The sequence below is a fragment of the Candidatus Laterigemmans baculatus genome, from assembly GCF_010367455.1.
Lineage (GTDB): Bacteria > Planctomycetota > Planctomycetia > Pirellulales > Pirellulaceae > Laterigemmans > Laterigemmans baculatus.
This window is the reverse complement of the sequence record NZ_WRPR01000130.1, coordinates 1-25491: the sequence shown is the minus strand read 5'-3', so window position 1 is coordinate 25491 and position 25491 is coordinate 1. Positions and strand designations below refer to the sequence as shown.

At 64.7% G+C, this 25491-nt stretch carries 20 protein-coding genes; 13 read left to right on the top strand and 7 right to left on the bottom strand.

Going from position 1 to position 25491, the window contains the following annotated elements:
* Positions 1 to 1219: 1219 nt before the first annotated feature.
* Positions 1220 to 2596 (bottom strand): argininosuccinate lyase, encoded by a 1377-nt coding sequence (gene argH / locus GNK13_RS19675; RefSeq protein WP_164104271.1) that lies wholly within the window; start codon positions 2594 to 2596, stop codon positions 1220 to 1222.
* A gap of 403 nt (positions 2597 to 2999) precedes the next feature.
* Here argH and GNK13_RS19670 point away from each other — a divergent pair, with 403 nt between their 5' ends.
* A complete protein-coding gene (locus tag GNK13_RS19670) occupies positions 3000 to 5945 on the top strand; it encodes a hypothetical protein (RefSeq protein WP_164104270.1) in 2946 nt (981 codons plus the stop codon).
* Between the two features lie 154 nt (positions 5946 to 6099).
* Here the strand turns inward: GNK13_RS19670 and bioD are convergent, their stop codons facing one another.
* Entirely contained in the window at positions 6100 to 6786 is a 687-nt protein-coding gene (gene bioD, locus GNK13_RS19665; RefSeq protein WP_164104269.1) for a dethiobiotin synthase, read from the bottom strand.
* Between the two features lie 345 nt (positions 6787 to 7131).
* Here bioD and GNK13_RS19660 point away from each other — a divergent pair, with 345 nt between their 5' ends.
* Positions 7132 to 8046, top strand: coding sequence for a carbon-nitrogen hydrolase (locus tag GNK13_RS19660; protein ID WP_164104268.1), 915 nt, complete (start codon positions 7132 to 7134; stop codon positions 8044 to 8046).
* Entirely contained in the window at positions 8043 to 9104 is a 1062-nt protein-coding gene (locus GNK13_RS19655) for an agmatine deiminase family protein (protein ID WP_164104267.1), read from the top strand. The genes GNK13_RS19660 and GNK13_RS19655 overlap by 4 nt, the downstream gene beginning before the upstream one ends.
* A gap of 429 nt (positions 9105 to 9533) precedes the next feature.
* Here GNK13_RS19655 and gap read toward each other — a convergent pair whose 3' ends face one another.
* The gene (gene gap, locus GNK13_RS19650; protein WP_164104266.1) at positions 9534 to 10562 is read right to left on the bottom strand and encodes a type I glyceraldehyde-3-phosphate dehydrogenase; all 1029 of its coding nucleotides are present in this window, start codon (positions 10560 to 10562) and stop codon (positions 9534 to 9536) included.
* A gap of 268 nt (positions 10563 to 10830) precedes the next feature.
* Here gap and GNK13_RS19645 point away from each other — a divergent pair, with 268 nt between their 5' ends.
* Positions 10831 to 11673 carry a class I SAM-dependent methyltransferase gene (locus tag GNK13_RS19645; protein WP_164104265.1) on the top strand — a complete coding sequence of 281 codons (843 nt, stop codon included), beginning with the start codon at positions 10831 to 10833 and terminating at the stop codon, positions 11671 to 11673.
* 31 nt (positions 11674 to 11704) lie between these two features.
* On the opposite strand, the gene GNK13_RS19640 is transcribed toward GNK13_RS19645, so the two are convergent.
* The 4 genes from GNK13_RS19640 to GNK13_RS19625 are packed head-to-tail and all read right to left on the bottom strand — an operon-like array spanning position 11705 to position 16075.
* The gene (locus tag GNK13_RS19640) at positions 11705 to 14314 is read right to left on the bottom strand and encodes a hypothetical protein (protein WP_164104264.1); all 2610 of its coding nucleotides are present in this window, start codon (positions 14312 to 14314) and stop codon (positions 11705 to 11707) included.
* A gap of 13 nt (positions 14315 to 14327) precedes the next feature.
* Positions 14328 to 14768 carry a biopolymer transporter ExbD gene (locus tag GNK13_RS19635; RefSeq protein WP_164104263.1) on the bottom strand — a complete coding sequence of 147 codons (441 nt, stop codon included), beginning with the start codon at positions 14766 to 14768 and terminating at the stop codon, positions 14328 to 14330.
* Positions 14768 to 15205, bottom strand: coding sequence for an ExbD/TolR family protein (locus tag GNK13_RS19630; protein ID WP_164104262.1), 438 nt, complete (start codon positions 15203 to 15205; stop codon positions 14768 to 14770). The genes GNK13_RS19635 and GNK13_RS19630 overlap by 1 nt, the downstream gene beginning before the upstream one ends.
* A 6-nt stretch (positions 15206 to 15211) precedes the next feature.
* Positions 15212 to 16075: a MotA/TolQ/ExbB proton channel family protein gene (locus GNK13_RS19625; RefSeq protein WP_164104261.1), complete on the bottom strand. Its 864-nt coding sequence runs from the start codon at positions 16073 to 16075 to the stop codon at positions 15212 to 15214.
* Positions 16076 to 16715: 640 nt separating this feature from the next.
* Between GNK13_RS19625 and GNK13_RS19620 the strand changes: the two genes are divergently transcribed.
* The 9 genes from GNK13_RS19620 (at position 16716) to GNK13_RS19580 (ending at position 25380) form a co-directional block, all read left to right on the top strand.
* Positions 16716 to 17033 carry a hypothetical protein gene (locus GNK13_RS19620; protein WP_164104260.1) on the top strand — a complete coding sequence of 106 codons (318 nt, stop codon included), beginning with the start codon at positions 16716 to 16718 and terminating at the stop codon, positions 17031 to 17033.
* Between the two features lie 290 nt (positions 17034 to 17323).
* Complete coding sequence (locus GNK13_RS19615; protein ID WP_164104259.1) at positions 17324 to 18271, top strand: universal stress protein; 948 nt, start codon at positions 17324 to 17326, stop codon at positions 18269 to 18271.
* Positions 18272 to 18353: 82 nt separating this feature from the next.
* Entirely contained in the window at positions 18354 to 19316 is a 963-nt protein-coding gene (locus GNK13_RS19610) for an NAD(P)/FAD-dependent oxidoreductase (protein ID WP_203329158.1), read from the top strand.
* 58 nt (positions 19317 to 19374) lie between these two features.
* Positions 19375 to 19866 carry a hypothetical protein gene (locus tag GNK13_RS19605; protein WP_164104258.1) on the top strand — a complete coding sequence of 164 codons (492 nt, stop codon included), beginning with the start codon at positions 19375 to 19377 and terminating at the stop codon, positions 19864 to 19866.
* A gap of 228 nt (positions 19867 to 20094) precedes the next feature.
* Positions 20095 to 21258: an ABC transporter permease gene (locus tag GNK13_RS19600; protein WP_164104257.1), complete on the top strand. Its 1164-nt coding sequence runs from the start codon at positions 20095 to 20097 to the stop codon at positions 21256 to 21258.
* A 55-nt stretch (positions 21259 to 21313) separates the two neighbouring features.
* Complete coding sequence (locus GNK13_RS19595; protein ID WP_235935346.1) at positions 21314 to 21832, top strand: hypothetical protein; 519 nt, start codon at positions 21314 to 21316, stop codon at positions 21830 to 21832.
* 145 nt (positions 21833 to 21977) lie between these two features.
* Positions 21978 to 23537 (top strand): HlyD family efflux transporter periplasmic adaptor subunit, encoded by a 1560-nt coding sequence (locus GNK13_RS19590; RefSeq protein WP_164104256.1) that lies wholly within the window; start codon positions 21978 to 21980, stop codon positions 23535 to 23537.
* On the top strand, positions 23537 to 24244 hold the full coding sequence (locus GNK13_RS19585; RefSeq protein WP_164104255.1) for an ABC transporter ATP-binding protein: 708 nt from the start codon (positions 23537 to 23539) through the stop codon (positions 24242 to 24244). Before GNK13_RS19590 ends, GNK13_RS19585 begins: the two co-directional genes overlap by 1 nt.
* Positions 24241 to 25380 (top strand): ABC transporter permease, encoded by a 1140-nt coding sequence (locus GNK13_RS19580; RefSeq protein ID WP_164104254.1) that lies wholly within the window; start codon positions 24241 to 24243, stop codon positions 25378 to 25380. The genes GNK13_RS19585 and GNK13_RS19580 overlap by 4 nt, the downstream gene beginning before the upstream one ends.
* Positions 25381 to 25491: the final 111 nt, after the last annotated feature.

Genomic DNA, 25491 nt, shown 5'->3' with positions numbered 1-25491 from the left:
GGGAGTTGAACCGCGGATAGCGCAGATACCACGGATCATTGGCTGTTGGTCTTCCCTCTTATCCGCGTTCTCCGTGCTATCTGCGGTCCTACCGTTTTCCGTGCGTTTCCGTGTCCTTCCGCGGCCACCAATCGTCTAGTTCGTGTCATTGGGGAACCACGAAGCGCACGAAGGAAAGGGAGTTGAACCGCGGATAGCGCAGATACCACGGATCATTGGCTACTAATCTCCCTCTTCATCTGCGTACTCCGCGCTATCTGCGGTCCTTCCGTTTTCCGTGCGTTTCCGTGTCCTTCGGTGGCCACCAATCGTCTAATTCGTGTAATTAGGGAACCACGAAGCGCACGAAGGAAAGGGAGTTGAACCGCGGATCGCGCAGATACCACGGATTATTGACTATTAATCTCCCTCTTCATCCGCGTACTCCGTGCTATCTGCGGTCCTACCGTTTTCCGTGCGTTTCCGTGTCCTTCGGTGGCCACCAATCGTCTAATTCGTGTCATTGGGGAACCACGAAGAGCACGAAGGACGGGTGGGGCGTTGAACCGCGGATAGCGCAGATACCACGGATCATTGGCTGTTGGTCTTCCCTCTTATCCGCGTACTCCGTGCTATCTGCGGTCCCTCCCCTTTCCGTGCGTTTCCGTGTCCTTCCGCGGCCACGATTCGTCTAATTCGTGTCATTGGGGAACCACGAAGAGCACGAAGGAAGGAAGGGGAGTTGAACCGCGGATAGCGCAGATACCACGGATCATTGGCTGTTGGTCTTCCCTCTTATCCGCGTACTCCGTGCTATCTGCGGTCCTTCCGTTTTCCGTGCGTTTCAGTGTCCTTCGGTGGCCACCAATCGTCTAATTCGTGTCATTGGGGAACCACGAAGAGCACGAAGGAAAGGGAGTTGAACCGCGGATAGCGCAGATACCACGGATCGTTGGCTGTTGGTCTTCCCTCTTATCCGTGTTCTCCGTGCGATCTGCGGTCCTTCCGTTTTCCGTGCGTTTCAGTGTCCTTCGGTGGCCACCAATCGTCTAATTCGTGTCATTGGGGAACCACGAAGAGCACGAAGGAAAGGGAGTTGAACCGCGGATAGCGCAGATACCACGGATCATTGGCTGTTGGTCTTCCCTTTTATCCGCGTACTCCGTGCTATCTGCGGTCCTACCGTTTTCCGTGCGTTTCCGTGTCCTTCCGTGGCCACCATTCAGGAAACGGGAAACCTCTATCCCAGTCTCGTTTTCCAGGCGTCGATTTGCTGGCGGACCTGGTCCGGGGCGCTTGAGCCGGGGCTGACGAAGGCTCGCACCGCGTTATCGACGCCCAGCACGTCGGCGACCGAGGCGTCGATCTGGGGGTCGTGGGCTCGCAGCTCTTCGAGCGTGAGCTCTTTGAGCGGAACGCCGCGCCGCATCGCCTCGCCGACGATCCCACCGACCAGATGGTGGGCGCGGCGCTGGGGCAGCCCGCGGCGGATCAGGTATTCCATCAGCGTCGTGGCGTCGAGGTAGCCTTCCTCGAGCCGAGCTCGGATCGATTCGGGACGCAGCTCGGCCCCTGCAACGATCGGAGCGGCCAGCTCCAGGCAGGCGTCGACCGTGTCGAACGAATCGAAGACTGGCGGTTTGTCTTCTTGGAGGTCGCGGTTGTAGGCCAGCGGCAAACCTTTGACGAGCACGAGCAAGGTTTGCAGATTGCCGATCACGCGAGCGGTCTTCCCGCGAGTCAATTCCAGCACGTCGGGATTGACCTTCTGCGGCATGATGCTGCTGCCGGTGCAGAACGCGTGGGGGATCTTCAGAAAGCCGAACTCGACGGTGCTCCACAAGATCCACTCTTCGGCCCAGCCGCTCAGGTGGGTCGCGATCATCGAGAGGCAGAAGGCGGCTTCGATGGCGAAATCCCGGTCACTGCTGGTGTCGAGGCTGTTGGCGGTGAAGCCGTCGAAGCCGAGCTGGCGAGCGGTCGCTTCGCGGTCGATGTCCAGCGTCGAACCGGCGACGGCGGCCACGCCGAGGGCCGATTGGTTCACGCGGCGGCGGCAGTCGAGCAACCGCTGGCGGTCCCGTTCGAACTTTTCGATGTAGGCCAGCCAGTAGTGGGGAGCCAGCACCGGCTGGGCCCGTTGCATGTGCGTGTAGGCCGGCAGGATGATCTCGAAGTCGTCGTCGCAGCGGCTGAGGAAAGCACGCTGCAGGTCGACCAGCCGCCCTTCGATCCGGTCGATCGCTCCGCGGACCCAGAGCCGAAAGTCGGTCGAGATCTGATCGTTGCGGCTCCGCGCCGTGTGCAGTTTGCGGCCGATGTCCCCCAGGCGGTCGATCAGTGCCTGCTCGACGTGCATGTGGATGTCCTCGAGCTCGATCCGGAACTCCATCGAGCCGGCTTCCAGCTCGCGGCGGATCTCGCCGAGGGCGACGACGATTTGGTCCCGCTCTTCGCTCGAGATCAGCCCCCGGGCGGCGAGCATCTCGGCATGGGCGATCGAGCCGCGAATGTCGTCTTCGTACAGCCGTGAATCAAAGCTGATGCTCTCGCAGAATTGTTCGACGCGGCGGTCCGAAGCCGAATCAAAAACGCCGCTACGCGAAGGGCTGGCCACGCGGTCTCCTCAAGGCAGTGGGACGAGGTTTCTAGAGTGTGCGGAAAGCGATCTTAACAAAACGGAGCCATTTTCGGCCATGCGCCGACCGCGCTAGGCCAGATCCCCTGTGAGCCGACGGCGCTAGCCGCGGGTTCCGTCGCGCTGGCGACCGGATCGAGCCTGTAGTGGGACGCTGCTACGGCGAAGAGTTTTCCCACGGCACCGACCGAAATGGACCCGAGGCTAGCGCCTACGGCTCAAAGAACTGGCGTACGTCAGGCTTCCCTCCTGCCCTCCCGGGGGGAGGGTGATGCGTCCAAACGCCTAACGCCTGGCGCTGCAAATGCCTACGATGGAACGGGGGCTGGTTGGGTTGTCTTGCGTGGGTGCTCAGGATCGTTCCTAGGATAGACGTCTGCAGATGTTGATTCGCTTTGTTTTGCTGCTGATCGGGCCGTTGGCCGTGCTTCCCGCGGCCCTGGGGCAAGAGCCGATTTCAGTCCTGGCGATCGCCGGGGAGCCGTTCGGCGTGGCTCGGGTTCGGCTGCCGAGCCAGTCGGGAGAATCGGGGGCGGCGCACCAAAGTGTCTCGGTCACCGACGCCGAGGGACGCGTCTATTATCCGGCCACGCGGTCGCTCACCGAGACCCGTCGCAGCGGCCCGCCGCTGGTCGATATCCCTCCGGGGCGTGGCGTCGGAGAAGGGCGACTGCTCGGGCGGATCACCAATGCGGTTCGGCTGCTGCAGAGCGAGGAAGTGGAACGCACGGTGGCGCACGACGTGTGGTTCCTGTTCCGCGGCAGCGAACCCTTTACGGCGGTTCTCGGCGACGCCCATCGGACTCGAGTGACGATCACTCCTCAAGCTGGCTCTGCCCGCGGTGGTGGGGCTCCCCTCGGTGGTGGGGCCGTCCGCGGTGGTGATCCGCACCGCACGGCGCTGCTCGATTGGTGGAGCGTCTACACCGAGTCGGTCGCGCGGAACATTCGCAACGGCGATTACCCTCCGCTGGTCGAGACCTATCTGGCCGCTATGCTCTCCGGCCGCCTCGCTCTGCCGCTTCCGGAGGAACTGCAGGCCGATGCGGGTGAGGAGGCGACCTCGATTGCGACGACGCTCGAGCTGGTCGCGGGGACCGAGCAGATGCGGAACCGCGTCCTCGAGCGCGTGGCTCAGGGCGATACCGAACGCGACGCCTCGGCCGATCTGCCCGTGCCGGCGCCACCCCAGTGGCAATTGCCTCCGCCTCCGATTGTCTCGGACGTCGCGGTCGAACCGATCGCCAGCCGCGTGCCGGCCGACTGTTTTTATCTCCGCTTCGGATCGTTCACCAACTACTTGTGGTTTCGCGATTTGAGCAACCAGTACGGGGGCGACATCACGCGGATGGTGACGCTCCGCGGTTTCGACTATGGAGCGACGCGGCGAACCGAAGCCCGATTGGTGCTCAAGGCGACCGAGCTCTCGCGGGTGATGGGGCCGACGGTGGTCGACGATATGGCGTTCGTCGGCAGCGATATGTTTTTGACCGAGGGCCCGTCGATCGGCGTGTTGATGAAGGCCAAAAACGTGTTCTTGCTGGGAACCTCGTTGCGGAACGATCGCAATCAAGCAGCCCGCACGATTCCCGGGGCGACGATGCGGGACGTGGAGATCGATGGCAAAACCGTCAGCTTCCTCTCGACTCCCGATAATCGCGTCCGCTCGTTCATGGTCAACGATGGGGAATACTTTTTCGTTTCGACCTCCGAGACGCTCGTGCGGCAGTTCCTCGAGACCGGCCGTGGAGGAGCGTCGCTGGCCGACAACGAGCAATTCCGCTACGCCCGCGAATTGATGCCGAGCGAGACGGATTACACGATGTTCGCCTTTTTCTCGACCGGCTTTCTGCAGGGACTGGTCAGCCCGCAGTACCAGATCGAGCTGCGGCGTCGGCTCTACGCGACGGCTGATATCGCGCTGGTCCAACTGGCTCAAACCGCGGCCGCCGGTGAGGGCCAGCGGTTGACCGAGATCGATGCCTTGATCGCAGCGGGCTTTTTGCCGGCGGGGATCGGACGGCGGCCCGATGGCAGCGGTCCGATTGTGGCTGGTGCTGAAGTCATCGACTCGCGCCGCGGAAGCCGAGGTTCGTTCCTGCCGATCGCCGACGTGGAAGTTACCGGCGTCACGCCCGAGGAGGCCGCGTGGTACGCCGAGCGAGCCGATTTTTACAGCCGCCAGTGGCAGCAGATGGATCCGATCATCGCTGGCCTGCGGCGGGTCGAAGTGCCGGGTGCGGCGGGGTGGGAGCGGCTGGAAATCCACACCGAAGTAGCGCCCCTGGTCCCCGAGAAATATGGCTGGATCGCCGAGCAGCTCGGACCGCCGACGCGGGTGGCAATTCGCTTTGCCCCGGACGATATCGCAGCGATCCAGGCCCATGTCGTCAGCGACCAAATGGGCGGCAGCATTCCGCCGCATCACCTGTTCGCCGCGATCAAAGACACGCTGCCGCCGAATCCTGCGGAGATCGAAGGGCTGCTCGACAAGTACCGGGCGCTCAAATCGTTGGCTGCCTATGTCGGCGGTTGGCCGCAACCGGGGATCGTCGATCAACTTCCGCTGGGACTCGGCAACGGCCGCCCGGTGGGCCCCGGCATGTCGCGGTTGATCGGCGGCGTCTATCGCTACCAAGGCGGTGGGTTCAGTATCCTCTCGTTCATGCCCGATGTGATCCACGCCTCGCTTCCTTATCTGGCTGCGGCCGAGGCGGTCGAACCGGCGCAGGTCCGCTTGCACGTCGACAATTTGCAGGGAACGCAACTGGAGCAGTGGGTCAGCGAGCAGCTCTACGCCCGCAACTACCAAACCTCGTTGGCTGGGGCGCGGCTGCTCGATTCGCTCACGCAGCAGCTGAAGGTCGACCAGGATGCGGCGGCCGAAGTGGCAGCAACGCTCCTCGACGCCGAGCTGCAGTGCCCGCTCGGCGGCGAGTACGTGCTGCGAAGCGACGGAGGAGCGACGCGGTGGGTCAGCACCGCTTGGGCCGACGCGAGTTCCCCCGAGGTGATGCCGGCGGGCTACACCCCTCCCCTGCTCCGCTGGTTCCGCGGAACGGCCGCACGGCTCACCCAGTACGACGCGCGGTTGGTGCTCGACGCGGTGGTCGATATGGAGGGAGCTGACGGACGCGTACCGGCGAGTCCCGAACAGCCACCGGCACAGCGGCAGTCGCCCGCGCAAGAAGTGCCAGGCAATCTTCCTGGCAACGCTCCCGCCGGCGACACCCTCCCGCCGGGCACCTCGTCGTTGCCCCCGCCCAGCGAGATCCTCCCGGCCGGAGCGACCACGCCAAGAGGCCCCGGCCGCAAAGCGTCGCTGTAAGGGGTGAGTTTCTCTCTCGCCCTCGTACTCAGCGAAGCGGTACTCGTACTCGTACTCGAATCCCCAGCGACAGAAGCGAGTACGAGTACGAGTACGACTGATTTCTTCCGGACACCGGACACCGGACACCGGACACCGGACACCGGACACCGTGCTATAACGCCGCTTTCAAATTCTCCGCGATCTGCTGCGGGATTTCTCCGCCGCAGGCGACTTCGGCCCAGAGTGGGGCTTGGGCGTATCGGCGGAGGGCTGCCGCGTTGGTGGCGATCGAGGCGTCGCTCGCGGTGCTCACTTCGTTGAGCACGATGCCGGCGACCGGCAGCCGATAGTGCTCGGCTGCGATCAAGGTTTGCAGGGTGTGGTTGATCACGCCCAGTCGGTTAGCCGCGACGACGACGAGTGTCGCTTGGAGTGAGGCGGCCAAGTCGGCGTTGAAACAGTCCTCGGCCAGCGGGCTCATCAGACCTCCAGCTCCTTCGACGACCAGCAGATCGCAGCGGTCGAGCCACCACTGGGCGCCGTCGAGCATCGCTTGGCGGTCGACCGTCTTGCCCTCGGCCGCGGCGGCGGCCGGAGGAGCCAGCGGCGCGGCAAACCGCTGAGGGCAGACGCGCTCGAGCGACTCCGTTTGGCCCGCTGCCGTCCAGAGCGAGAGGGCGTCGTCGCTGACTAACTGACCGACCGGGCCGAATTGGCCCGCAGCATCGACTTCGCAGCCGCTGGCCACCGGTTTGTAGACGCCGACGCGGATTCCGCTCCCGACGCATTGCCGGACGAGGCTCGAAGCGATGTAGGTCTTGCCGATTTCAGTGTCGGTGCCGGTGACGAAGAGAATCATGGAATATGGCAGGTGCGGTGGAGAGATTGATCGTTAAGCGGGGGGTGGATGGGCGGTTGAGGGGGCAGCGGTCTTTGTACTCAGCGCAGCGGTACTCGTACTCAGCACAGCGGTACTCGTACTCAGCGAAGCGGTACTCGATCCCCCGAGACTGAAATCGGTAGCTGCGCGAATTCGAGTACGAGTACGAGTACCGCTTCGCTGAGTACGAGTAGGAGTTTGTGTAGGCTAGCCCGGACGTCCTACCGGGCGTTTGTCGCTTGCCGAGCAGAGGTTAGCATGGCGCTCCGCCGCTTTTGGTTTGTCTGACTTGGTCCGCTCCCTTTCCTCTCGCGAAGGCTATCCGTGTCCCGCACTGTTCGACTTGCCCTGGTGCAGATGTCCTGCACCGATTCGCGCGACGCCAACGTTGATAAGGCTGTTGAGCGGATTGAACAAGCCGCTGCCGATGGAGCGCAGATCGTCTGCCTCCAGGAGCTGTTCACCGGCCCCTATCCGTGCCAAGCCGAAGACCATGCGATGTTCAGTTGGGCGGAATCGATCCCCGGCCCGACGACCGATCGGTTGGCCGAGCTGGCGGGTCGGTTGGGAGTCGTGATCGTCGCCTCGATGTTCGAAAAACGCTCCGCCGGGCTGTACCACAACACGGCGGTCGTCCTGGACGCCGATGGCAGCATGGCGGGAATCTATCGCAAGATGCACATCCCGGACGATCCGCTGTACTACGAAAAGTTCTACTTCACCCCCGGCGACCTCGGCTTCCGCGTGATCGAGACGCGGTTCGCCAAACTGGGCGTCGGAGTCTGCTGGGATCAGTGGTATCCCGAAGCGGCTCGGCTGTTCGCCTTGGCCGGGGCCGAGATCCTGCTCTATCCGACCGCGATCGGCTGGATCGACGAGGAGAAGGCGGAGTTTGGCGAGGGCCAGCATTCGGCTTGGGAAACGATGATGCGGTCGCACGCGATCGCCAACGGGATGTGGGTCGGAGCTCCGAACCGCGTGGGTCACGAAGGACCGCTGCAGTTCTGGGGCGCTTCCTTCATCGCCGGCCCCAACGGTCAACTCGCCGCCCGCGGGGACCATGAAGCGGAGCAGATCGTGACGGCGGATTGCGATCTGGATCTGCTCGACGTCGTCCGCACCCACTGGCCTTTCCTCCGCGATCGCCGCATCGACGCCTACGGGGGATTGACCGAGCGGTTCCTGGATCAGCCTGCACTGCAGGGGCGGGCCTCGCTGCAAGGGCGGGCGGCACGATGACGCACCGTCGGTGGCCCGCCGAGTGGGAGCCGCAGTCGGCCATCTGGCTCTCCTGGCCCCATAACCGTGAGACTTGGCCTGGCCACTTCGAAGGGGTGCCGGCTGCGTTTGCGCGCTTCGTCCGCGCGACGGCCGAAGTCGTTCCCGTCCAGATCCTGGTCGACCCGGCCGCGGCCGGCGACGCGGAGAAGCATGTCGGCGGAGTCGTTGGCGTGACGCTCGTCGAATGCCCGACCAACGACTGCTGGATCCGCGACTATGGTCCGACGTTCGTCATCGATTCGAGCGATGGTGACGAGAGTGCCACGGACCGGAGTCTCAGCGTGGTCGGAATTGACTGGCGGTACAACGCTTGGGGCGGTAAGTACCCGCCTTGGGATCGAGACGCCGCGGCGGCCGAGCGGATCGTCCGCTCGGCCCGCCAGCGGGACCCGCGAATTCGCCGCGAGGAGAGCCCCCTGTGCTGCGAGGGGGGAGCGCTCGAAACCGACGGCTTGGGGCGGTTGCTGACGACGCCCGAATGTCTGATCACCGAGACCCGCAATCCGGGCTGGGATCAAGAGCGGATCGCTCATGAGCTCCATCGGCGTTTAGGGATCACGGAAATTTTGTGGATCGACGGCGGCGGGCTCGAAGGGGACGATACCGACGGGCACGTCGACCAGTTGGCGCGTTTTGTCGACGAGCGGAACGTGGTTTGCGCGGTCTGCGACGACGCAAGCGATCCGAACCATGAACCGCTCGAAGCGAACTACCGCCAGCTGCGGATTTGGGGGCGGCAGACCGATCCGGAAGTCGAAGTCCATCGGTTGCCGATCCCCGAGCCCCGCCGCATCGAGGGTCAGCGGGTGCCGGAGAGCTACTGCAATTTTTTGATCGTCGGGGGCTCGCGGGTGATCGTGCCCCAGTTTGCTCAGCCGGCCGCCGACGAGCGGGCGGTGGCGATCCTCACGGAGCTGATGCCGGGGATGGAGATCTATCCGCTCGAAGCGAGCGAATTGGTGTGGGGGCTGGGAGCGTTTCACTGCGCCAGTCAGCAGCAACCGGCGCGGGTGTGATGGGTCATAAGAAATCAGCCGCCACGCGCTACGCTCTGTCAGAAAACCCGTAACGACACTCTCCCCCCCCGGGAGGGTCGCGAGGGACGAGCGGGGAGGGTGATACGCGACGTAGAGCCTCCACGTAGCGAGATTCAGCGGTCCCTCCCCGGGCCTGAGGGCCCGACCCTCCCGGGGGGAGGGTGATGCTTCAGTTTTGACGGCAGAGCCTAGCGCCTGGTTCTCACTTGAAATCAGCCGCCACGCGCTAGCGTCCGGTTCTCACAGCGCTGTGGGAGAACCGGGGGCTAGCGCCCGGTGGCTGATGAATGGTTCGGGCTTGCGCCCGGCGGCTGAGAGCCGGCAAACCGTAGGCGTTGCATTCCAATGCAAAAGGCGACTGTGCTTGAAAACACAGTCGCCTTCGGCTTGCCGTTAAACGATTTTCGTTTACATGTTGCCGAGCTTGGCGACCAGGTCGGCCGTGCGGCAGCTGTAACCCCATTCGTTGTCGTACCAGCTGATCACTTTGACCAGCTTGCCGTTGTCGCCCAGGACCTGGGTGAAGGGAGCGGCGAAGACGCTGCTGTGGGGATCGTGAATGATGTCGCTGCTGACGATCGGGTCTTCGGTGTAGCACAGAATGCCCTTCATCGGCCCCGACTCGGCGGCCTTCTTCATCGCGGCGTTGATCGCCGCGGCGTCGGTGGCTTTGCCGAGGTTCGCCGTCAGGTCGACGACGCTGCCGGTGGCGACCGGGACCCGCATCGCGATCCCGGTCAGCTTGCCCTTGAGTTCCGGGATCACCAAGGCGACGGCTTTCGCCGCACCGGTGGTGGTCGGAATGATGTTTTGGGCGGCCGCCCGCGAGCGGTACAGGTCGGCGTGCGGCTGGTCCTGGACCTTTTGGTCGTTGGTGTAGGCGTGCACGGTCGTCATCAAGCCCGACTCGATGCCGAACGTTTCGTGCAGGACCTTGGCGATCGGGGCCAAGCAGTTGGTCGTGCAGCTAGCGTTGCTGACGCACTTCAGGTCGCTGGTCAGCTTGTCGTCGTTGACGCCCATCACGCAGGTCAGGTCCGCGCCGTCTTTGGCCGGAGCGCTGAGCACGACCTTCTTGGCACCCGCCTTGAGGTGGCTGTCGTAACCCGGCTTGGTGTCGGTCGCGCGGGCGGTGAAGAAGCCGGTCGACTCGATCACGATGTCGATCTTCTGATCGGCCCAAGGCAGTTTGTTCGGGTCGCGTTCAGCCAACGCGTGAATCTTCTTGCCGTCGACGATCAACGATTCTTCGTCATAGCTGACGGTCCCGTTGTAGCGTCCGTGGATGCTGTCGTACTTGAGCAGCATCGCCAGCGTTTCGTTGTCGGTCAGGTCGTTGACGGAGACGACTTCGAATTCGTCGCTCCGGGCCATCAGGTTGCGGAACGTCAGTCGCCCGATGCGTCCAAAACCATTGATCGCGACTCGAATTGCCATGGTCTTCCAAGCTCCATAAAGGTCGTGAGAAACGTCACGGCCGTACCGCGGGAGCGGCTAGCGACCAGACGATTTAAGCTGTCGATGGAAAAAGAGAGGGGGCAGTGGGGGTCGGTTCCCAACCTGCCCCGCCGATCCTATGTCATTAAGCTCTGGCTTTGTATGGGGCATCGCCGCCGCAGTGCCTGGTTCCGGCCGGGCGGGGATTATAGCTTTGCAAGCCAAAATCGCTCTAGGCCCCTGCCCATCCTCCTACCGGCATCCCGCAGTGTCGCAAATCCCCTCCGCTCCTCGCCAACATCGTCCCCCCGACTGGCGGCTGCCGCCGGGCGTCGCTCCCGGCACCTGGGATTACGTCCATGCGCCAGAAATCGCCAACTCGTACGACGAATTTCTCCGCGACACCGCCCTGACCGCACTCGACCTGCGGCTGATCGGCGAGCTGCTTCCGGCGGCTCCCTCGCCCGCCTCGCTCGTCGCCGATCTCGGCTGTGGAACCGGGCGAGCCAATCCGCTGCTGCTCGCCGCCGGCTACCGCGTGTTGGCAATCGATCTCAGCCAAGCGATGTTGCGGCGGCTGCAAAGCAAGCTCCAGTCCGAGCGGCCCCACGTCGAAGCTGAGCCGAATCGCGTGCTGCCGCTGCGGGCGAATTTGGTGACGCTCGGCTGCGTGGCCGAGGCGAGCGTGACCCACGCCGTCTGCTTGTTCAGCACCTTGGGAATGATTCGTTCGCGGCGAAATCGCCGCACGGCGCTCGCCCATGTCCACCGCATCTTGGCCCCCGGCGGACGATTCCTCGTGCACGCCCACAATCGCACGATCTCGCTGCGAGAGCCGGGAGGCCCGACGCACTTGGCCCGCTCCTGGTGGAGGTCGCGGCGCGACGCGGACGCCGACTTCGGTGACCGCACCTACGCCTACCGCGGCTTGCCCAACATGTTTTTGCACAGCTTTACCCGCCGCGAGCTGTGGAGCGACTTGAGGAGTGCCGGCTTTCGCGTCGCGCGGACGATCCCCGTCACCGTTCGCGGCGATCGCGAGTTGCCAGCCCGGTGGTGGTTCCCCAGCCTCCGCGCCGGAGGGTTCCTCGTCGTCGCCGAGAAGGAGTGAAACTCAGTACTCAGTACTCAGTCCTCAGTACTCAGTTGGCCAACCGCTGGTATTCCGCTCGCAGCGCCGGGTCCTCGGGCGGCTGGGTCAGAAGCACGAACTTGGCGAGCCTGGCCGCTTCCTCGCGTTGCCCGGTCTTCTCGAGCAGCCGCGCCGCCGCCAGCTTCGCCTCGTGCCAGGGAGCGGTCCCCTGCGGCAGCCCTTGGGCGAGCCGATTCCAGATCTCGATCGCTCGCCGCTGAGCCGCCGGATCGCCGAGGCTTCCGAGCACTTCCGCTCCGTGGCGGAGCAGCTCGCCGCGGCGACCCTTGTCTCGTCGATTCGGATCGCTCGCCAGCCGCTCCCAGCGCGCCGCCGCTTCCTGCCACTGCCCCGACAACGCCAAGGCATCGGCGACCAGTGGGTGCTCGGTCACCGCTTTGTCGCCGCTCCCTTCGACCAGCCGCAACATTCCGCGAGCGAGCCGGCTGCGGTCTTCTGGGTTTTCCAAAGCGTCGTCGCGCAGTCGCTGCAGTGCGAGCTCGATCACGGTCTGCGAGTCCTGAAAATTGCTCGTCGCGAGGGCGACCGTGCGGGGATCGATCGCTTCGAGCCGAAGCCGCCGCAAATCGTTGGCAAAAGCAGCTCCAGCTCCTGCGCCAGCGGTGTCACCTGCGACAGTGGAGGCTTGCGGGGGAGCTTGCCAAGCGGTCTGCAAGGCCTCGCGGCTGAGCGTCAGAGCGGCGATCAAATTCGCCTCTTGCACCGCCCGCGCGGCCTGCTCCGGGGGGACTTGCCCGAGCGTCGCCAGAGCTTCGCGGGCCAGCTCCGCTCTCGCCTCAGCCGACTCGGTCGCGGCGAGCGCCTGCCGCCACAGCCGTCCCGCTTGGGCGAGCGCCTCGGGCCAAGCGACCGCATCGGCCGGCAACTGCAGCACCACGCGGGCGGCCCGGTCGTACCGCTGCGATGCCTCGTACAGTTTCAGCAGCCACTGGCGAGCTTGTTCTGCTTCGGGCGTCGCGGGCCAGCGGCGAAGGTGTTCCACGAGCATCGCTTCGAGTCGCTCGACCGCGGCGGCGGCATCCGCGGGTGCTGTCCCCTCGGGCACTGGGCCCTCGGGCGCTGTCCCCTCGGGTGTGGCGGTGGTTTGGGCGATCTGCTGCGACCACTGGCGAGCCGCTTCGAAATGGACCGCGGAGGCTTGCGGCTGCTCGGGCCAGCGGAGGGCGGTCGTGGCGAAGGCCCGCGAGGCCTCGGCGTGCCGCTGGAGTTTGGCGAAAGCAGCAGCCGACTGCAGTCCCCAGCGAAAGCCGTCGGCGGGGTCTTCGATCGCGGCCGAGGCCTCGCCGAGCAACCGCGCGGCCTGGAGCGTCGCCGCCTCACCCCCTTCTCGGAGCAACTGTCCGGCGCGAGCCGCCATCAAGGTCGCGTTCCCTTCGCTTGGGCGGACGCGGACGACGCGGAGCACTTCGGTTTCCGCCCGTCGCCGCGCGTAGGCTCCCGAGCGGCGTGCGATCTGGTCGATCCAGGCCGCGGCCTGCTGGCGATCCGCAGTCGAGTCGGTCTGGCCGTCGAGCAGAAACCGCAGCCGGGCTAAATCCATCTCGGTCGATGCTGGGGCGGCGGACGGATCGTCGCCATAGAAGGCCTGCACCAGCTCGGCGGCCCGCTCGCGGTTGCCCGCCTGCAGTTCGGCTAGCACCAGTTGGGCCCGCGTTTCGGGAGCGAGTGAGCCGTGCTCGGCGAGCCACTCGTTGAGCAGCTCCACGGCGGCCTGAGGATTTTCGGACCGCCGCCGCGTTTCGGCCCATGTCCGCACCGCCGCTTCACGCGACTCGAGATCCCCGGTTCCGGCGTCGAGCAACGAGCCGGCCAACTGCTCCGCTTCGGTCGCCGCGGCCAACGCGTCGTCGGAACCGGCCGGATAGGCGTCGGCGCGGAGCAGCAGCGCCTCGACGATTCGCCGGCGAACGGTCTGCTGCAGATGGATCAAATCGGCCGCCGGTGCCGCGGTTTCTAAGCGGCCGTTATCGGCCAGCGGGATGATTTCGGCGAGCCGCGACTCGAGTGCCCGCAGCCCCTTGACCGTCGTTCGCAGCTCCGTGAGCAACCGATCGCGAACCGCCGCATCGGTCGGGTTCGCAAGATACCGCATCGCTCGCTGATGGCTGCGGGCGAGCGAGACGAGCCAGCGTTGCAGCTCGAGCCACGGCGCTGGCGGCTCCGATTCATATCCACGGAGGGCGGCCTCGAGCGGTTCCCGGGCGGCGTCCCAGGCCGCGTCGTCGTCCACGCCCGCCGCCTGCAAAGCCGCGACGCGGGCTGCCGAGAGCCGGATCGACCAAACGGCATTGGCGGCCGAGCCCGGCGAGTTGGCCGCCAAATGTCGCTGGCAAATCTCCACCGCCGCTTCGGTTTGCCCGGCTGCGATCAGCGCTGCGATCAGATCCGCGTCGCGGTCAGTCGTGCTCCGTCCTGTCGGAGCGGGTGCGGCGTAGCTCGGGCTGCTGTGGAGGAGCGAACCGAAACTCAGCAGCAGAGCGAAGCTGGCCCATCGCCAGCTTACCCGCGTCCAGCTCACCCGCCCCCAGAATACCCGCCCCCAGTTTGTCGAACGGATGCTCGCTCGCAGTCGGGCGGCGGTGCTCATGCGGCGGTTCATCGGGTGCGCCCCCTTATTCATTGGCTGCGAAGAGAACTTGGTCGAGTCCGGCTTCGCGGGCGACGTCGTAGATGTCGATCGCCAGCCCGACTGGGGTTTGCGGTTCGGGATCGACGATCACCGGAGGCTGGACTCCGAGGGCGACGATTTCGGCGAGCCGCCCGCGGAGGGTCTCTACGTCGGGGACTTCGCTGCCGTTCATCGTCAGAGCGATCTGGCCTTCGGTGGCCCGGACGAGGATCACGATTTCGTCAAACGCTTCCGGCGGCGGGGGCGCCTCGCTGGGGTCCCGCAAGCCGGCGGGCGGTTCCGCGACGGCGCTCGGCAGATCGAACTCGGGTTGCTCAAAGCTGCTGGTCCAGAGGAAGAACACGAGCAGCAGGAAGACGACGTCGATCATCGGCGTCAAACTCAGCTCGATCTGGCTGCGGCCGGCATGGTGGGGAAGTCGCATCAGCCGCCTCCTCCGGATCGGCCCGGTTGGTAAACCGCGATCGCCACGTTCGGCAGCCCGGCTCGAGCGCTCTCGCGGAGCAGCGGTTCGACGCGCTCGTAGGGAACGCTGCGGTCGGTGCGGACGCGGACCATCGCCGAGGGGCCGTTGCGGTCGCGATAGTCGGCCAAGATTCCAGCCAGCGACTGGGCGTCGACCGCATTGCCGGCGACCTGCCAGTTTCCGTCGGCCAGGACGTTGATCGTCAGGGCAGAGGCGAGCTGAGCGTCGTCGCGGAGATGGCTGGCTGCTTCGGGCAACTCCAGCGGAATCCGCGCTTCCTGTTTGGCCAGATGGCTGCTGACCAGGAAGAAGATGATCAGCAGGAACACGACGTCGATCATCGGCGTCATGTTGTTCGACAACTCGCGGCTGCGGCCCGCTCGCGGTAGACGCATGGCGGTTTACTTCGGTGGGGGGGCGGGGCGTCGCGTGGCCGGTCGGCGTTTGATCGGCCCGAGGGCGTGCTGGCTTTCGTAGGCCGCTTCGGCGATCAGCCCGTCGACGCGATTGCGAAAGATCGCAAACGCGCCGAGCGAGGGGATTGCGACGATCAGCCCGCCGACGGTGGTCACCAGCGCTTGGTAAATTCCTTCGGCCAGATCGCCCGCTCCGGCGGCCCCTTGGCTGCCGGCGACTTCCTGGAAGGCGAAAATCATGCCAGTGACCGTCCCGAGCAACCCGACCATCGGCGCGATGTTGCCGATCACCGAGAGGTACTCGATCCGCCGCATCAGCCGGGATGCCTGCTCGGCCAAAGCGTCTTCCATCGCCTTTTCCACCTGCGACCAGCCGAACTCCATCTCCGAGAGGCCATTATGGAGGACGAAGCCGAGCACGCTCGGCGAGCGGCGGCAGGCGGCATCGGCTTCTTGGACGTGGCCGGTCAGCAGCGCCTGGCGGACCGCTTCGGCCAGCCCGGCGGGGAGGATCTCGCCGCGGCGGAGCGTCATGACCTGGTCGAACACCAGATAGGCGGCGGTAATGCTGAGGGCAAACAGCAACAGCAGAATCAACAGCCCCACGATCCCGCCGCTGAAGATGATCTGCATCAGCCCGCTCGACTCGTCCCCCGACTCGTCGGCCGGACCGCCGGCTGTCGGATCCGACGCGGTCGGCGTCGCCTGAGCCCAGAGGCCCCAATCGGCGAAGGGCTGGGCATCCGCGAAGGTGCCGAAGCCCGCGATGGAGCCGAAGTCGAGGCCGAAACCGAAACCGCAGGCCAGCAACCGGGTAGCGAAAGCGAGGAGCAGGATCGAGGGTCCCATGGGTTCGGGCCCGGTGCGGGGTTGGAGGAAAGGAGCGCGGGAAGACGCGGATCCGCGGGGAGGCCACGATCGTATCGCACGGCCAGGGTATTTAGCGTACGGCCAAGGTATCTCGCCCGCCCCGCCCTTGGAAAGGATCCACCTGTCCGGTTTCTCCGGGCCGCGACGCTCCTGACGATCTAGCCACTGGAGACTACATGCGACGGCCGTTCGCGTTCTGCCCGATGTTCTCAGCGGGATAGGCTCGCCCGCTTTGTTCTCTTTTCTCGTGCCCGTCGCCCGATGCTTAATTGCGGAGCACGAGACGCCTCGTTGACTCCGGCCGAGTCCGCTTGAGTGTGGACGGTCCTCCTGGCCATCGCCCTGACAGCTTTCCTGCCTCGCCCGTTGCACTCCGAAATCCGTTGGATGCCTTTCCTCCAGCCGCGGCCCTCCCCAATAGCGCCGCGGTCTCTGAAGTGCATCGAACGACGATTCTCGCGAAGAGTCGCACGCCGGCGGCGGCGGATTCGCTGATGCGTTGGGAAGACCGTCCACGCGGCTGGAAACGATCCCCCGCTCGCCGCTTTGGCGATCCTGCGGCGGTCGATTCTCGCAGACCCAATCCACCCGCCTCGCATGCCCATCCTTCGGAGGCACCATGGCTAAGAAAGACACCTACCGCGTCGTCACCCGCAGCGGCGACGGCACCCTGCTGATCCGCGATTACCCGACGTCTGAGCCGCTGCTCAAATCGCACACCCAGATCGGGATCGACGACTGCAGCACCGATTTGGAACTCCGCGGCGCGCCGGTCTTCCGCGGTTTGATCGGTCCGATGCCCGAGGGCAAGAATATCATTCGCTACGAAACGCCCGAGGTTTTCGAATCGCTGACCAAGGAGTGGAGTTCGTCGCGACCGCGCCGCCGCACCCGCCGCCGCGGGACGGCCGAGGCGTCCGCCTCGGCCGCCCACTGACCGCACGCATAGTCGCCTTTCGCTCCGCGAAAGTAGCGGCCCTAGCGCAACTCTCGCGGAGCGCACGGCGACGATGAATTCCGCACCCGTTCTTGCACCGCTCGCGTCCCGGTGAGCCTCCGGCTCTTTCACCCTTCCGGAGATTTTCCGCCGGGACGCAGCCAACGGTGACGGGGTCGCCGGCTTGACCCACCGGCGGCCCCGTCGTCCATTGGACTCTGTCAGAAATTCCAGCTAATGCGGCTCGCTCACCCAGGGCTGAACTGCCGAGAACTTTTGAGGAATCCGCGATGGATCATTTCAGCCGCATCTTGTTGTACACGGGAACCGACAATCTCGACGTGGCGCTGAGCCGCTCGGTGCAACTGGCGATCGAGAACGGAGCGACGTTGACCCTCATGGACGTCGTGCGGCCCGTCCCGCGTGGCGGGGGGATGATCAGCGATCTGGCGTCGGCCGACGAGTTGGAGCGGGAAGTCGTCGCCGAGACTCGCGAGAGACTGCTGCAGTTGGCTTCGGAGTACTCCGATACGGGCGTGACCTTCGACGTGGTCGTCGCGATCGGGAAACCGGCCGTCGAGATCATCCGCCAAGTGATTCGCGGCCAGCACGACTTGGTGGTCAAAACCGCCAGCGGTCGCCGTCCCCTGGTGCGGCTATTCGGCAGCGTGATGACGGCGCTGCTCCGCGATTGCCCCTGCCCGGTGTGGGCTCTCAAGCCCGACGTGCACGGTGCGTTCGATTGCGTTCTGGCGGCCGTCGATCCGGAGGCGGAGGATGAGGAGCACCGCGCGCTGAACCTCCAGATTCTGGAGCTGGCGTTGGCGATCTGCCGGCGGGAAGATGCCGTGCTCCACCTCGTCGGCGTCTGGGATTTGTGGATGGAACCGTCGCTGCGGCGACGAGCCGGGGATGCCGAGATCGACGCGCTGCTCGTCCAGCGCGAGCAGGAATTGCGAGCCGCTTTCGAGGCCCTGCTCGAACCGCTGCGAACCGCAACCGACCGCGTCGAACTGCACATTCGCCGCGGAGTTCCGGCCGAGACCATTCGCACCGTCGCCGACGAGATCGAGGCCGATCTGATGGTCCTGGGGACCGTCTGCCGGAGCGGGGTCGCCGGCTTCTTGATCGGCAATACGGCCGAGCAAGTGCTCGCCGAAGCCACCTGCTCGGTGCTCGCGGTCAAGCCCGAGGGGTATGTGTCCCCGGTGACGCTCGAAGCCGGCAGAAAACCCTGAGCCGACCGGCCGCCTGCTAGACACGCGTCTACAATGCTCCCGCCCGGGGCCATGGGGATTCACGTCGAGGTGATTGAGCCGGATGGCAATCGCGCTCCTGCCCCCGGCTCGCCCCTGCCTTGGGAGTTGCTGGATGTGGGAGGTGATTATCGTCGGAGGGGGCCCCGCCGGACTCAGCGCTGCCCTAATTCTCGGCCGCTGTCGACGCGACGTGCTGCTGTGCGACTCGGGCAAACCCCGCAACGGGAAAGCCCGGTGGCTGCACGGATTTCTGACCCGCGATGGGATCTCGCCCGCCGAATTCCGCCGCCATGCCCACGAGCAATTGGCCGCCTATCCGAACGTCCGAACCGTCGAGGGCGAAGCGGTTGACGCCCGCTGCCTGGACGGGGGGTTCGAAGTCACGTTCGCCGACGGGCAGACGCATGCCACGCGCATGTTGCTGCTGGCGACCGGCGTGAAAGAGGAGTTGCCGGCGATCGAAGGGATCGATGCGATCTATGGCAGGAGTGCCTTTCACTGCCCCTACTGCGATGGCTGGGAGCAGCGCGATCAGCCGCTAGCGATTTTCGGCCGCGGCCGCGACGGATTCCGCTTTGCCCTGGAGCTCTCGGCGTGGAGCAACGATCTGGTGCTCTGCACCGACGGACCCTCCGAACTCTCCGGCGAGCAGCTTCAACGGCTGAGCGAAGCCCATATCCCGGTTTCCGAGAAGCCGATCGAACGCCTCGAATCGACCGATGGCCAACTCGAGCGGGTGGTCTTCGTCGGCGGTGAGACGCTGGCTTGCAACGCGCTGTTTTTCAAGTCGGTTTTCTCGCCCGGCTCGGATCTTGCCACCCGGCTCGGCTGCAATCTGGTCGAACCCGGGGTCGTGCCGACCGGAGCTTATGAAACGACGAATATCCCGGGACTGTACGTGGCCGGGGATGCGTCGCGCGAAGTGCAACTGACGATCGTCGCCGCCGCCGAAGGAGCCAAGGCGGCGTTTGCGATCCATTCGGCGCTGCTCAAAGCGGAAGTTCCCAAAAAACGCTCTGGGTGAGTCCGGAGTTCCCATGCGGAATTGCCCCGTCTCGACGTTGCGTAGTAGGATAGATGGTATGTGGCGCGTCTTCCTCCTCCCCTGCCTGATCCTCGGACTGCTGGTCTGCCCGCTCCGCTGCACCGTCGGTGCCGCGTGCGGTGGAGCGACCACCGCGGCTGTTCCCAACGCCGCTGCTGCGTCCCTCGCGGCGACGTCAGCCGGTTGTTCGTGCTGCGCTTCGCAAGCGGGCCCAACCACCGCTGGACTGGCCACCGCTGGACTGGCCGAGTCGGTCGAGACGGCTCGCGGTCCGGCCAAGTCGGCTCCTCAGGACTGTGGCTGCAGCAGTTGCATTTGCGAGGGGGCCATTCTGCAGAGCGACGCGGATCTGCTGCCGACCGCTCTCGAAGCGGGTTTCGCCGCGGAGCTGTCGTACGGGGTTTCGGGGGCCTCAGGGAGCCTCGCAGCCGAGCCACGCGACTTCGCGGCGGCTCATTCTCTCTCACCGCCAGGCCAACTGCTCAATGGCCGCGCTGCGCGGATAGCGCATCAATCGCTGCTGATTTGAGCTGAGACCGTCCGCTCATCAGCCGCCGGACGCTAGCCGCGGGTGAGCCGACGGCGCTAGCCGCGGGTTCCGTCGCGTCGCTGGACGGATCGAGCTCGTGATCGAGTGCCGCTGCAGCGCAACGTTCTCCCCCAGCGCGGACCGGAAAGGGCCCGAGGCTAGCGCCTACGGCTCAACGGAGACGCGCATCAAAAGCCCTGGAAAATCTCACTCCACCCACCCAACCCGATGTTCCGTTTATTGCCCTGGGAATATGGCGTTCGCAATCTGCTGCGGCGACCGGTGCGGACGATTCTGACGCTGCTCGCGCTGGCGGTCGTCATCGTGTTGGTGTTCGTCGTCGTCGGTTTCGTCCGCGGACTCGAACGCTCCCTGGCGGTCAGCGGTGACAGCGATGTGGTGTTGGTGTATTCGCTCAGCGCCGCCGAGAACATCGAGAACTCGGCGATCGCCGCTCGCACGCCGGGGCTTTTGGCGGCCAATTTGAAAGGCATTCAGGAGCGATTCGGCGTCAAGCACGTTTCGCCCGAACTGTATCTGGGGACACGCGTCGAAGCAGGCGAAGCGTCGGGAGCGGGGTTGGGACTGGTTCGCGGCGTCGGTCTCACGGCGCCGCTGGTGCGTCGTTCGGTGAGGGTGATCGACGGCGATTGGCCGGACTCGGGCGAGGTGCTGGTGGGAAAACTGGCGGCGGCCAAATTGGGCGCGGAAGCTTCCGCTCTGGCGATCGGTAACGAGCTTGAGTTCGAGGGGCGGACGTGGCGGATCAGCGGTCACTTCACCGCCGGTGGAGCTTCCTATGAATCGGAGATCTGGTGTCCGCTGGCCGATTTTCAGCAAGCCACCAAACGCCAAGACTTGAGCCTCGTGGCGCTGCGGCTCACCCCCGGCGGTTCACCCGCCGAGGCGCAATTGTTTTGCAAGACACGAACCGATTTGGAGCTGCAGGCGGTGGGTGAGACCGCTTACTATGCGTCTCTCCAACAGCATTACAAACCGGTGCGAATGTTGGCGTGGCTGGTCGTGGCTTTGGTCGCTGGGGCCGGAGTGTTTGCCGGATTGAACATGATGTATGGAGCGGTGGCTGGTCGTACCCGCGAGATCGCAACTTTACAAGCGCTCGGCTTCCGCCGCCGCGCGGTGCTGCTGAGCATCGTTCAGGAAGGTGTATTGCTCGCAGCCACCGGGTCGCTATTTGCGGGAGCCGTCGCGCTGTGGTTGCTCAACGGTTTAGCGATTCGCTTCACGATGGGCGCATTTACGCTGCGAATCGACAGCACGGCGATTTTGATCGGATGTGGCGTGGGCTTGCTGCTCGGCGTGGTCGGCTCGCTGCCTCCGGCAATCAAGGCGCTGCGGGCGCCGGTAGCGGAGAGCTTGAAAGCGATTTAGTTATTAGATTTCTACTGTGTAAGATTTTTTTGTTTGTTTCCCGAAGGAGAATGAGATGTATCAGAAGATGACCGTGGCCGCCCTCGGATTGTTGACCATGTTTGCTGGCTGCAGCGAACCGTCCACGACGGTGTCCCACGACGATTCATCCGCCGTCGCTCCGCACGTGGTTGCCACGAGCGAGCCGAGCGGTGCGGTTCCGGTGGGGCAGGCGCGGGAGTCGGTCGAAGATGGTGAAGAAGTCGTGTTGGTCGGCGTCGTTGGTGGATCGAGCCAACCCTTCGTCGACGGACTGGCCGCCTTCACGATCGTCGATCCCAAAGTTCCCTACTGCGCTCCGGAAGAAGGTTGTGCGACCCCTTGGGATTACTGCTGCGAGCAGGACCAGGTGAAAGACAACATCGCCACGGTCAAAGTCGTCGATGAGAGCGGCAACCCGGTGGCTACCGATGCCCGTGAATTGCTCGAAGTCGAAGAGCTCTCCACGGTCGTGGTCAAAGGCGCGGCGGAGCGCGACGAGCAGGGCAATCTGGCCGTCCTGGCGAACCAGGTTTTCATTCGCCCCGGCGAGTGAATGGTTGGCGGTGAAATCGTAACGCCAAAACTAATACCCTCCCCCCGGGAGGGTCGCGAGGGACGAGCGGGGAGGGTGTTGTGGAGAGGCGTATGCTGCCGGCGATCGCACTCTTCTATTTCTGACTGCACACTGAAGAAATTCCATGTCCAGCCCACAAGTTGACCTAAGCCAATTGGCTCTGGAGCGATCTTCGAGCGCTCCGCCCTCCGGGCGTGCTCGGCGGCGGAAGTGGATCTCGCGGTACGCCGTGCCGGGGGGGATTCTGCTGGGCTTTGTAGGGTTGTTGGCAGCGGCGCTGGGAGCGCGGATGTTGCCTGCGACGCCGGTGACGGTGCTGCCAGTGATCGTCACGCGGGGCGAAGTCCAAGCAGCCGGAACGCCTTTGTTCCAAGCGGCGGGCTGGATCGAGCCTCGCCCCACTGCGATCAGCGTGGCGGCACTCGCGCCGGGCGTCATCGAAGAGCTGTTGGTCGTCGAAGGCGAGCAAGTGCAGGCGGAGCAACCGATTGCCCGCTTGATCGATATCGATGCTCGACAGGCCCTGCGGCAAACCGAGGCGGCCTTGGACATCCGCCAAGGAGAACTGCGTCGCGCCGAAGCGGAACTCGAGGCAGCCCGCTTGCGACTGAAACACCCTCTCCATCTCGACGTCCAAGTGGCCGACGCCAAAAGTCTCTTGGCGCGGGCCGAATCGGAGCTTGCGAAGCTGCCTTTTTTGATTCAATCGGCCGAAGCAAGGTTGGAGTACGCGGAGCAAAATCTGGAAGGCAAACAGGCTGCCCGCTCGGCGATCTCGGGACGTATTTTGCAACAGGCCGAGAGCGAACAGCGAGCGATCCAGGCGGAGCTCGACGAACTCCAGCAGCGAGAGCCTCGGCTCCGCCGCGAGACGGCCGCCTTGCAGGCCAAAGTCGAGGCCTTGGAACAGCAACGGGAGCTGCTGATCGAGGAGTCGCGGCAGGTACAAGAGGCAATCGCGAAAGTCGAGTCGGCGACCGCTTTGCGCGAAGAAGCCCGGCTTGAGGTGGAGATGGCGGAACTGATGCTCGAGCGGACGACGATCCGCGCGCCAATCGCCGGACGGATCCTGCGGCTGGTCGCTGCCCCGGGAACCCGCGTGATGGGGTTGGAGCATACGGCTGGTCAGAGCTCCAGCACGGTGGTCGAGATGTACGACCCGCAGCGGTTGCAGGTCCGGGCCGATGTTCGCTTGGAAGATGTGCCGCTGGTGCGGCAAGGCCAGCGCGTGGAGATCGAAACTCCCTCGAGTGCCGAAAAAATACAGGGACGAGTGTTACAAGCAACGAGCACCGCGAACATCCAAAAAAACACACTTGAGGTGAAAGTCGAATTGTTAGATCCGCCCGCCGCCGTGCGTCCCGACATGTTGGTGGCCGCGACTTTTCTCGCTCCAGAGTCGGAGCGTTCGCCGGACGAGCAGACGCCGCGAGAGAGCATCTTCATTCCCGAACGCTTTGTTCAAACGGGTGCTTCCGGAGCGACGGTGTGGGTTGTCGGCGCGAGCGATGTCGCCGAGCAGCGATCGATCACTGTGGGCCAGGCAAAGCGGGGCGAATTGATCGAAGTCCGCAGCGGATTGACGGTGACGGACAAATTGATCGCCAGTGGACTCGAACAGCTCACCCCGGGCGAGCGGCTCGTGGTCACCGGCGAAGACCCGACCGTGGGAGGAAACGGATAATGGCGCTCGTCGAATTGAGGCAAGTCAGTAAAAGTTTCAAGAAGGGAGAGGAGACGATCACTCCTCTGGATCAGGTCGATCTGGAAATCCACGACGGGGAGTTCGTCTCCCTGATGGGGCCGAGCGGGACTGGAAAAAGCACGCTGCTGAATCTAATCAGCGGGATCGACCGTCCGGACGCCGGGACGATCGTCGTCGACGGGGTTGAGATCAGCCGCTTGACGCGAAGTCGCTTGGCCGACTGGCGGGCTGCCAATCTCGGCTACATCTTCCAGACTCATAACTTGATCCCCGTGTTGACCGCGTATGAGAACGTCGAGTTGCCGACGCTACTGCTGCCGCTCTCCTCGTCACAGCGGCGGCAACGGGTGGAGTTGGCGCTCGAAGCGGTGGGACTTCAGGACCGCGCGGGCCATTACCCACGACAATTGTCGGGAGGGCAGGAACAGCGGGTCGGCATCGCACGGGCCATCGTCGCCCACCCCAAGGTCGTCGTCGCCGATGAACCGACCGGCAGTCTAGATGCCGATACCGCCGAACAGATCCAGGTACTGCTGCAGCGGCTCAACCGCGAGCTGAACATCACGCTGTTGATGGTCACCCACGACGATCAGGCGGCGGCCATCGCTTCGCGGCAGTTGCGGTTGGACCGCGGCAAATTCGTCGAACAAGCCGAATCCACGCGACCGATCAAAGCCGTCTCATGAAGTTTTTCAACTACGTCCTCAAAACCCTCTGGCGGCATCGCACGCGGACGATGCTGACGGTCACCGGTGCGGCCGTGGCGATGTTCGTGTTCTGTTTCGTCGGGGCCGTGCAGCAGGGGCTCGAGCGTTCAACTTCTGGTGCCGACGCCGAGCGCAGCCTGATCGTGTTTCAGGAGAACCGCTTCTGTCCGACCAGCAGCCGCTTGCCGGAGGATTACGCCCGCCGCATTCGGGAGATTCCCGGGGTCCGGGATGTGATGCCCATCCAGGTCTGGACCAACAACTGTCGCGCCAGCATGGACATCGTGGTCTTCAACGGAGCGCCACCGGAACAGCTGCGCGCGACGCGACCTCTGCATTTGATCAGCGGCAGTTTTGAGCGATTCGCCCGCCAGCGGGACGCGGCGATCGTGGGCCGAAACGTGGCCCAGCGGCGGGGAATCGCCGTCGGTGACCAGTTCTCGATCGGCGAGCTATCGGTCCAAGTCGCGGGAGTCTTCTCCTCGCCGGTCCCGGCCGAAGAGAATCTTATCTACACCAGTTTGGAGTTCTTGCAGTACACGCGGGGGCTCGACTCCGCGGGGTTGGTCACGCAGCACGAAGTTTTGTTGAGCGAAGACGCCGATCCCGATCGAGTCGCGGCGGAGATCGATGCCGCGCTCCGCTCCGGACCGGTGGCGACCACCACGCGGCGGAAGGGAGCCTTCCAGGCGAGCACGCTTTCGGATCTGGTCGATCTGATCGGCTTTGCCCATTGGCTGGGTTACGCCTGCGTCGGTTTGGTGCTTTCGTTGGTCGCGACCACGACGGTGATGTCGGTCCAGGATCGACTGCAAGAGTACGCGGTGCTGCAGACGCTCGGCGTGCGTCCCTGGCGGGCGCTGCGGTTGGTGCTGGCCGAGAGCACGATTCTGTGCGTGCTCGGCGGAACCGCTGGAACGATGCTGGCCTTGGTGGTGCTGGCGACCAGCGGACTTGCCATCGGTGCCGAGGGAGCCACGATCGCCTTCCGCCCCTCGCTCGAGCTGGCGGTTCTCGGCTGTGTGGTGTCGCTCGTCGTGGGGCTGGTCGCCGGAGTGGCTCCAGCGATCCAGGCTGCGACCGTTCCGATCGTCAAGACGCTCCGCCAGGCGTAACTGGTTGAGCCGTCGGAGCTAGCTGGACAGCGCCACTTTCTTACGCTGAATTGCCATAAAGTCAGCAGTGCCCAGCAGTTGGCTACCAAGTCGTTTAACGGCAAGCCGAAG

Excerpts from the sequence above, each read along its gene's own strand:
- GNK13_RS19630 (WP_164104262.1), bottom strand. The coding sequence starts at position 15,205 with ATGCGTCTACCGCGAGCGGGCCGCAGCCGCGAGTTGTCGAACAACATG.
- GNK13_RS19585 (WP_164104255.1), top strand. The coding sequence starts at position 23,537 with ATGGCGCTCGTCGAATTGAGGCAAGTCAGTAAAAGTTTCAAGAAGGGA.
- GNK13_RS19610 (WP_203329158.1), top strand. The coding sequence starts at position 18,354 with ATGGCAATCGCGCTCCTGCCCCCGGCTCGCCCCTGCCTTGGGAGTTGC.
- GNK13_RS19635 (WP_164104263.1), bottom strand. The coding sequence starts at position 14,768 with ATGCGACTTCCCCACCATGCCGGCCGCAGCCAGATCGAGCTGAGTTTG.
- GNK13_RS19600 (WP_164104257.1), top strand. The coding sequence starts at position 20,095 with ATGTTCCGTTTATTGCCCTGGGAATATGGCGTTCGCAATCTGCTGCGG.
- GNK13_RS19605 (WP_164104258.1), top strand. The coding sequence starts at position 19,375 with ATGTGGCGCGTCTTCCTCCTCCCCTGCCTGATCCTCGGACTGCTGGTC.
- GNK13_RS19595 (WP_235935346.1), top strand. The coding sequence starts at position 21,314 with ATGTATCAGAAGATGACCGTGGCCGCCCTCGGATTGTTGACCATGTTT.
- GNK13_RS19615 (WP_164104259.1), top strand. The coding sequence starts at position 17,324 with ATGGATCATTTCAGCCGCATCTTGTTGTACACGGGAACCGACAATCTC.
- GNK13_RS19655 (WP_164104267.1), top strand. The coding sequence starts at position 8,043 with ATGACGCACCGTCGGTGGCCCGCCGAGTGGGAGCCGCAGTCGGCCATC.
- bioD (WP_164104269.1), bottom strand. The coding sequence starts at position 6,786 with ATGATTCTCTTCGTCACCGGCACCGACACTGAAATCGGCAAGACCTAC.
- GNK13_RS19590 (WP_164104256.1), top strand. The coding sequence starts at position 21,978 with ATGTCCAGCCCACAAGTTGACCTAAGCCAATTGGCTCTGGAGCGATCT.
- GNK13_RS19620 (WP_164104260.1), top strand. The coding sequence starts at position 16,716 with ATGGCTAAGAAAGACACCTACCGCGTCGTCACCCGCAGCGGCGACGGC.
- GNK13_RS19640 (WP_164104264.1), bottom strand. The coding sequence starts at position 14,314 with ATGAACCGCCGCATGAGCACCGCCGCCCGACTGCGAGCGAGCATCCGT.
- GNK13_RS19670 (WP_164104270.1), top strand. The coding sequence starts at position 3,000 with ATGTTGATTCGCTTTGTTTTGCTGCTGATCGGGCCGTTGGCCGTGCTT.
- GNK13_RS19625 (WP_164104261.1), bottom strand. The coding sequence starts at position 16,075 with ATGGGACCCTCGATCCTGCTCCTCGCTTTCGCTACCCGGTTGCTGGCC.
- gap (WP_164104266.1), bottom strand. The coding sequence starts at position 10,562 with ATGGCAATTCGAGTCGCGATCAATGGTTTTGGACGCATCGGGCGACTG.
- GNK13_RS19580 (WP_164104254.1), top strand. The coding sequence starts at position 24,241 with ATGAAGTTTTTCAACTACGTCCTCAAAACCCTCTGGCGGCATCGCACG.